The organism is Chitinophaga sp. (assembly GCF_036566945.1).
Lineage (GTDB): Bacteria > Bacteroidota > Bacteroidia > Chitinophagales > Chitinophagaceae > Chitinophaga.
In genome coordinates, this window is record NZ_DATCVJ010000772.1 from 1 (window position 1) to 6,431 (window position 6,431).

General features: G+C 47.7%; 4 protein-coding genes. All 4 read right to left on the bottom strand.

Going from position 1 to position 6,431, the window contains the following annotated elements; all coding sequences use genetic code 11:
• On the bottom strand, window positions 1-3,123 hold a 3,123-nt coding region (locus tag VIP81_RS23295; RefSeq protein ID WP_331967034.1), incomplete at its 3' end, for a NosD domain-containing protein.
• Window positions 3,124-3,151: 28 nt separating this feature from the next.
• The gene (locus tag VIP81_RS23300; protein WP_331967036.1) at window positions 3,152-4,453 is read right to left on the bottom strand and encodes a DUF4302 domain-containing protein; all 1,302 of its coding nucleotides are present in this window, start codon (window positions 4,451-4,453) and stop codon (window positions 3,152-3,154) included.
• 33 nt (window positions 4,454-4,486) lie between these two features.
• A complete protein-coding gene (locus tag VIP81_RS23305) occupies window positions 4,487-5,386 on the bottom strand; it encodes a putative zinc-binding metallopeptidase (RefSeq protein ID WP_331967038.1) in 900 nt (299 codons plus the stop codon).
• Between the two features lie 23 nt (window positions 5,387-5,409).
• Window positions 5,410-6,431 (bottom strand): RagB/SusD family nutrient uptake outer membrane protein (locus VIP81_RS23310; RefSeq protein WP_331967040.1); only part of this gene is annotated, 1,022 nt, incomplete at its 5' end.

Here is a 6,431-nt window from a genome sequence, read left to right on the forward strand (position 1 = left end):
GATGGTATTTCCGTCACAATTATTGTTGGTACCGGTGCCGTGGGTCGTTTCACTGCCGTTGATCACCACACCTGCATATTCGGTGTATGTAGCTTCTGTATCCGTAATGATGGTACAGCGGGTGATGGTGTTGCTGTCTGCGTTACTGAGCATTTGCACACCATAGCCGTAATCGAGACTGTTGGCATCTATCGTAAGACTATCAAAAGTGATATGATCTGCACCGCGCAGTTTTATTACTGCTCTTTCGTTCCCATCAGTTGGCGCAAATTTTATCGTATTGCCGTTACCGTTAAAGGTGATGGTATTGATAGCGGAGGTGCCTGCAATAGAATCGAGTACCAGTTGCTCCAGGTATGGTCCGGAGTTGGCAACTACATTCATAACAATAGGACCTTGTATACCGCATTCCATCGCAGCTTTGGCAGCATTGAAGCTAACAAAGTTGGTAGCGCTGGCCGGGGCGTTTTTATTGATGGTATACGTACCTGCCGGGAAAGCCTGGTTTACCGTGAGCAGTATCGGTTGTGAGTAACCGGTGTTACCACTACACGTAACGGCTACACGATACCACGCCGTAGTGGTCGAAGTAATCACGGTATCCGGGTTGCTGAGTGCACTGCCCACATTGGCATAGGGACCGGCAGCAGTGGCAGACTTTTGCCATTGGTATGTTTGTCCCAGCCCGATGGAGTTATCGGTGAGGGTTAAAGATACCTTCCTGTTTACGCAAACTACTGCCGGACTTACCTGTGCATTCCCTGCCAGTGGTGGCGTGGTACAGGGACCCGGTGTGAATTCATAAGCGCCTATATCCGGTGTGGTAGCGCTTCTGGGAGTATTGTTAATATCCACCGTAATATTCACCGGTATGCCTCTGTTGTCGATAGACGCATTTGCCGGCTGATAATTGCCGCTGGCAATGGCTGCGAATAAGGGGTTGGAAGTAACGGTAGCGGTGTCTTGTCCGGAAGCGGTTTGCCAGTCAAGCAGACTGCTTTTGTTGCCACCAAAGTAACCCACGCTACTGGTGCCGCCTGGAGCAGAGAGGTAATAGTCGTTCCGGTTGGCATGCATAGTACCGTTGGCGGAGGAGAAATAAACCGCAAACTTACTGCCGCCACCACCGCGTGTGATGGCAATAATGTTGTTAAGGAATTCTACACCATCAGCCTGTGTCTGATACCATCCGCGTGCGGTATAGGTAGTACTGCTGGTAGAAGCACCGTCGAGTGCTATAGTATTATGATAGTACCAAACGTTGTCCGAGCTTGAATTATAGATACCATATACATCTCCCTTACCTGTAAAATTATAAAGGAGGTTATTGCTGACCACATTTTCCAGCTGTGCTAACGCATCTGTGCTGGTGAAATAAATGCCATAGGCAGCGCTGGTACTATTAGGTGCACCGCCAAAAGGATTGCGGATGGTGTTGCGGGTGATATTGGCTTTTGTACTGAGACCAGTGAAATAAATACCATAGAAGGTACCTGCTGTACTGCGTGTGGGCCTGCTGATGATATTGTTTTCTATCAGTGCATTAAAGGAGCCGGTAACGTAGATGCCATAGCTGTAAAAGTTGCTGATCTTGTTATTGATCACTTTATTATTACCATTGGCAAATGTGTTGCTGCCGGTTAAGGCAATGCCATAATAGCCGCCATTGATCGTATTATCGGAGAAGGTATTAAAATCGCATTTTGCTTCGCCGGTAGATGTCGGGGAGTTGGAATAACTGATGACGATACCTGCATTGCTGCTGGAAGTACTGGTGGAGTCCAGTATAAAAGTACAGTTGCGGATCGCGTTGTAATCGGCATCGTTGGTCAGATGTACGCCCCAGCCATTGCTGGTAGCGGAGTTTTTAATCACCAGGTTATTAAAGGTGAAGTAGTCTGCATCTGACAGTCTGATCACCGCAGGTGAGCCGGATGTGCCTGTGGAGATCAACGTATCCCCGTTACCGTTAAACGTAATGGTATTGGTGGCTGAAGCACCGGGTACAGGCGTGATCAATAGTTGTTCGTTATAGGCAGTGCCACCGGGGGCCACATTGAATATAACCGGGCCATTGATACCGCATTTAATCCAGTTATATGCATCATTAAAAGAGGCAAAGTTGGTACCGCTGGTAGGCAATGCCTTGTTAATGGTGAAAGTACCTGATACTGCCAAAGGCGACGTAACGGTAACACTGCTGGAAGTAACCGTGATGTTAGACGTTACGCAGGTGACCTTGCAACGGTAATAAGTGGTGGCGGGTTGTGAAGTCACCAGTCTGTTGGTGGTATCGTTCAGCTTATCAGTCCAGTTGCTGTTATCGGCAGATGACTGCCACTGGTATTTGATGCCGGATGCAATAGTAGTACCGGAAAGGGTAATGGTGACCTGACCATTCATACAAACAGTAGATGAATTAGCCGTGGCAGTTCCTGCTACTGGTGTACCGGTACAGGCTACCGCAGGCGTCCAGGAAAAGATAACATCCGGACGGGTAGTCATGGTACCCGTATTGGAGGTATTGGTAGTGCCACATAAATAGTTCATACCATCTATGCGGTAGGTATGAGAACCATTGAATGGAAGCCCCGTTGTGTAAGGGACTTCCGGGTTACTGGTGTAGGTAGTGCGCGTGTCTGAATCGGGTGCGCCATTACAGATCTCTACCACAATATTATCCGTGCCGTTCCAGAAGAAGCCGGAGAAGAAGTTGAAAGTATTGATACCTGTTTGCGGCTGATAATTTACCGGACCAAACACCTGGTTGTTGATTGTTACCCAGGTAGCGCCGTCGAGGGTGGTATCTGCAGTAGTACCAATTTTAATGGTGTATTGCTCAACGGTATCGGTCGCATTGAGGTTAAGTACTTTGTATTTGAGGCCGCTGATCATGCCGGCATTCATGCCTGCAGCATGCAGCTCCGATGCACGATACAGGTATTGTGCCCTGCTGCCTTCATAATAGTCCTGTAGTGGAGAGGGATAGCCCGTACCGGAATTACCGGTGGTACTGGTACCAATGCTGATATCTGTTTGTGCCGATAGCCGGCATGCCAGCATCAGCAGTACTCCTACAAGTAATGTCGTTTTATATAGATAGTGAACAGTACAATTTCTCATATGAGGTATTTAAATTTGGTTGATACGATTAAAAGCTTTGCCACGTGATCCACGATTTACCATCCCGGGCGCTTACCATGACATAGGTCAGAGGTCTGATCTGTACCAGGTAGTAACCCATTGGATCGGCCATCAGGGATCTTGTTTTTTGTATGGGGGTTTTGTTGGCGGGCATACTGCCGGAAAAACCAATATCATTGAAAATGATTCTGCCATCGGAGGTGTAAGTTGGTGCGCTGTAACCGGGACCGTAAGAGATGGTATTTTTGCCGTCATCTCCTCTCAGCACAAATCCCAGCAAATCCAGGTCGGTACCCGGACCGTTTATCTGGGGATAGTAAGTGAGAAAAGCATACGACGGCAATGAAGTGATTTGAAATGCGTTATCCTGGCCGTTTACATGAAACCCTTCGTCCGTAGCCCAGTATCTTTCGTTGTCTGTCGCATACTGATACCATCTTTTGGGTGCTGCCAGGTCAATGGCTACCGGAGTCACCGTTTCGGTAATGCTGGCCACTTTACCGTTGATGGTAAAATTGACAGCCCCGTTCTCCCATTTTACCTGGTCAAAACTGCTGATGGTAGTAGTCCCGTCGTTAAAGGCGGGCGACAAGGTAATGCCACTTGACGTATAGGTGTAACCGGTAGTTACCTGTTTCACCTTTCCATCCACGATCCAGGTAAACGTTACCTGATGGAGGAAGTTGTCAATGCTGATATCATAATGGCTGGCACCTGTGGTGAGGCGGCGGAAGTAGGTAAGTATGGCGCCAACGCTATCAATAGACCGGTTGATCTGGTGTTGGAACCAGGCCGCTTTCTCCTGCTCGGTCGCCTTTATCAAAACGGCTTTACTCCTGTTGAAACGGCCGGTTAGCCAAACGGAATCGCCGGCGGTGCTGTCGATGGCAAATTCAAAATCAGATCCCAGCCCTTGTCCGTACTGGCCGCCATTCTGACTGGCATCCGGATCGCATAGTACATGCAGATAGGAATAGGTGTCGAAGAGCAGGGAGGGTTGCTGCAGTGCTTTCAGGCGCCAGCTGCTTTCTTTCGGTGTGCTGGTGCTGGCCGTGGTAAAATCAGAAAACATCTGTACCCGGTTGGCATCCGTAAAACTCAAATAGAAGCCGAATACGCTGCCAGGAACGCCGGCCGGATATACCAGCGCCTTCCATCCATTTGGAGCGCCGGTGAGTACCTGCTGATAGCGCGCAAGCGTTTCGTTGATACGTTCATCGGGTGACTTATCAAAAATGGGGTCCGTTTCCTTTTTACAGGCAAACATCCCGGTCATGATGAATAGTAAACAGATCAGATTATTTTTCATACTATTATTTTTACGCCTTGCGCAGTCATATATTTAATAGAGCAACTGATTAATTTCTTTCCTGGTGCGTGTCTGGAGACTATAGAAGTTGATATTCCACACGGTTAAAAAATAGCTGACCACCATTGCCTCTTTCTGGCGCAGGCGGGATTGGGCTTCTGCTTTGGTAACGCCATTGATACTGCTGCCTTCCGGAATACTGTTGACGATGGCATCAAAACCACTACGCCCTTCTACCAGCATGGTAGACACCATTTCCACAAAGTCATCGTCGAAGCCAGACATGGCATAAGGGGTTACAAAGCCATCCTGTCGGGCGGCCTTATCGGAAATGTTATTCCAGTTGCCGGTATAGAAACCCGCACAAATCCGTTTGAATGCGACGGGATACATTACTGTCTGATGCAGGATGTGGCCGAACTCATGTTCTATTACATGAAACATCTGTTTCACATTGGCAGAGTCAGAAGGTTGATAGCCATCCATTGATTTTGTTAAGAAGTCGTTCACCAGGTACAGCACTACTTTGCGGCCGCCTTCTGCGGTGCCAAGGGTAATGGTGCCGTTTTCGTTCCAGCTCGCGCTGCCGGAGAGAATAAAATATTTGGGACAATATTTTTTAAAGAAGAGGTTGCCAGCTTCCGCGATATAAGTATTCATCCATACTTTCTGGATGGCCGACATCACCGGAATTATTTTTTCTTCTTTCGGTGGCACGAGTGTTTTGTTCAGTTCAAATTCGAACTGATCCCATTTATATTTTACCGCAATGTTAAAAGGCACGGTGAGCGTGTCGTGCAGCCATTTGTCCAACGGAGAAGATACCCAGGTATCTCCACCCAGGCCGGGAATATCTTCTACATTGCCCAGGTCTTCTTTCTTGCTGCAAGCCATCAGCAAGCATAGGGGAATGAGGAGTAAGAATGCTTTCATTTGAGTAGATATTAATGTTGATATTATCTTGGATTCAATGCTATCCCGGAGGTAGTGGCAGATGCCGGTATCTGAAACAGGCGGCGTTTGTCGTCTGCTTTCAGCTCCAGTATTTTTCCGTCCCGGGTATAATGCACCACAGGTATTTTATATCGTTGCAGATCAAACCAGCGTTGGCCTTCCTGTAAATACTCTGCCCGCTTAAAATCAAGTATGGTGCGGATACAAGCGGTTTTTGTATCGCTGATACCATAAAAGTTCTGCATGTCGGAGAGAGAAATGGTGTTCAGGGAAGCGCTATAATTCCGTATACGTTTGCTGGCAAAAAGATTGAGATCTTTTAATACCGCATCAGTGTTATTGAGGTATGTATTTGCCTCCGCGCGGTTGAATAATACTTCTTCCGTAGTAAATAGCGGTGTCATTACATAAGGTTGACCGATGGTGGCATTCACGGAATTTTTCACAAAATATTCTGTGAGCTTGGGTACAAAGTAATCCTGTGAACCGTAGTAGTAGATGGGATATACCCACATGCCACCGGTCACATTACGACCTATAATCTGTGCTTCGTGTGCGTAATCCAGGTCGTAGCGAAGCCGGCCTACATTGCGTCCCCACAGTGAAGGCGCTTCTGTAATCAAGAGGTTGGCTCTTTCATTGGCGTTGGCATAGATATCATATATCTGGGCAGGCGACATGCTGCCGTATACCGTATTCCATTCCCGCATGTTGTTAGCCACATCATTGTTGGAAAAGGTATTATCGGCATAGGCTACTACTTTAGCATAATCTTTTTTGAACAGGTAAAAGCGGGTGGCGAATGCAAAAGCCGCACTGCGGTTAAAGTGATAACGGGGAACACTATACGCATCGTCAGCGATCAGCGGCAATCCTTCCAGCAGATCTTTCTCCACCATATCGTACACATAAGCTACGGTGCTGCGGTCGTACTGTTTCATCACCACGGTTTCCGGTACGGTTACGTAAGGAACGCCTGGATCGTTGGCAGCGGTAGTGGCATCATAACTTTTCGCAAAAATAT

Excerpts from the sequence above, each read along its gene's own strand:
- VIP81_RS23305 (WP_331967038.1), bottom strand. The coding sequence starts at position 5,386 with ATGAAAGCATTCTTACTCCTCATTCCCCTATGCTTGCTGATGGCTTGC.
- VIP81_RS23300 (WP_331967036.1), bottom strand. The coding sequence starts at position 4,453 with ATGAAAAATAATCTGATCTGTTTACTATTCATCATGACCGGGATGTTT.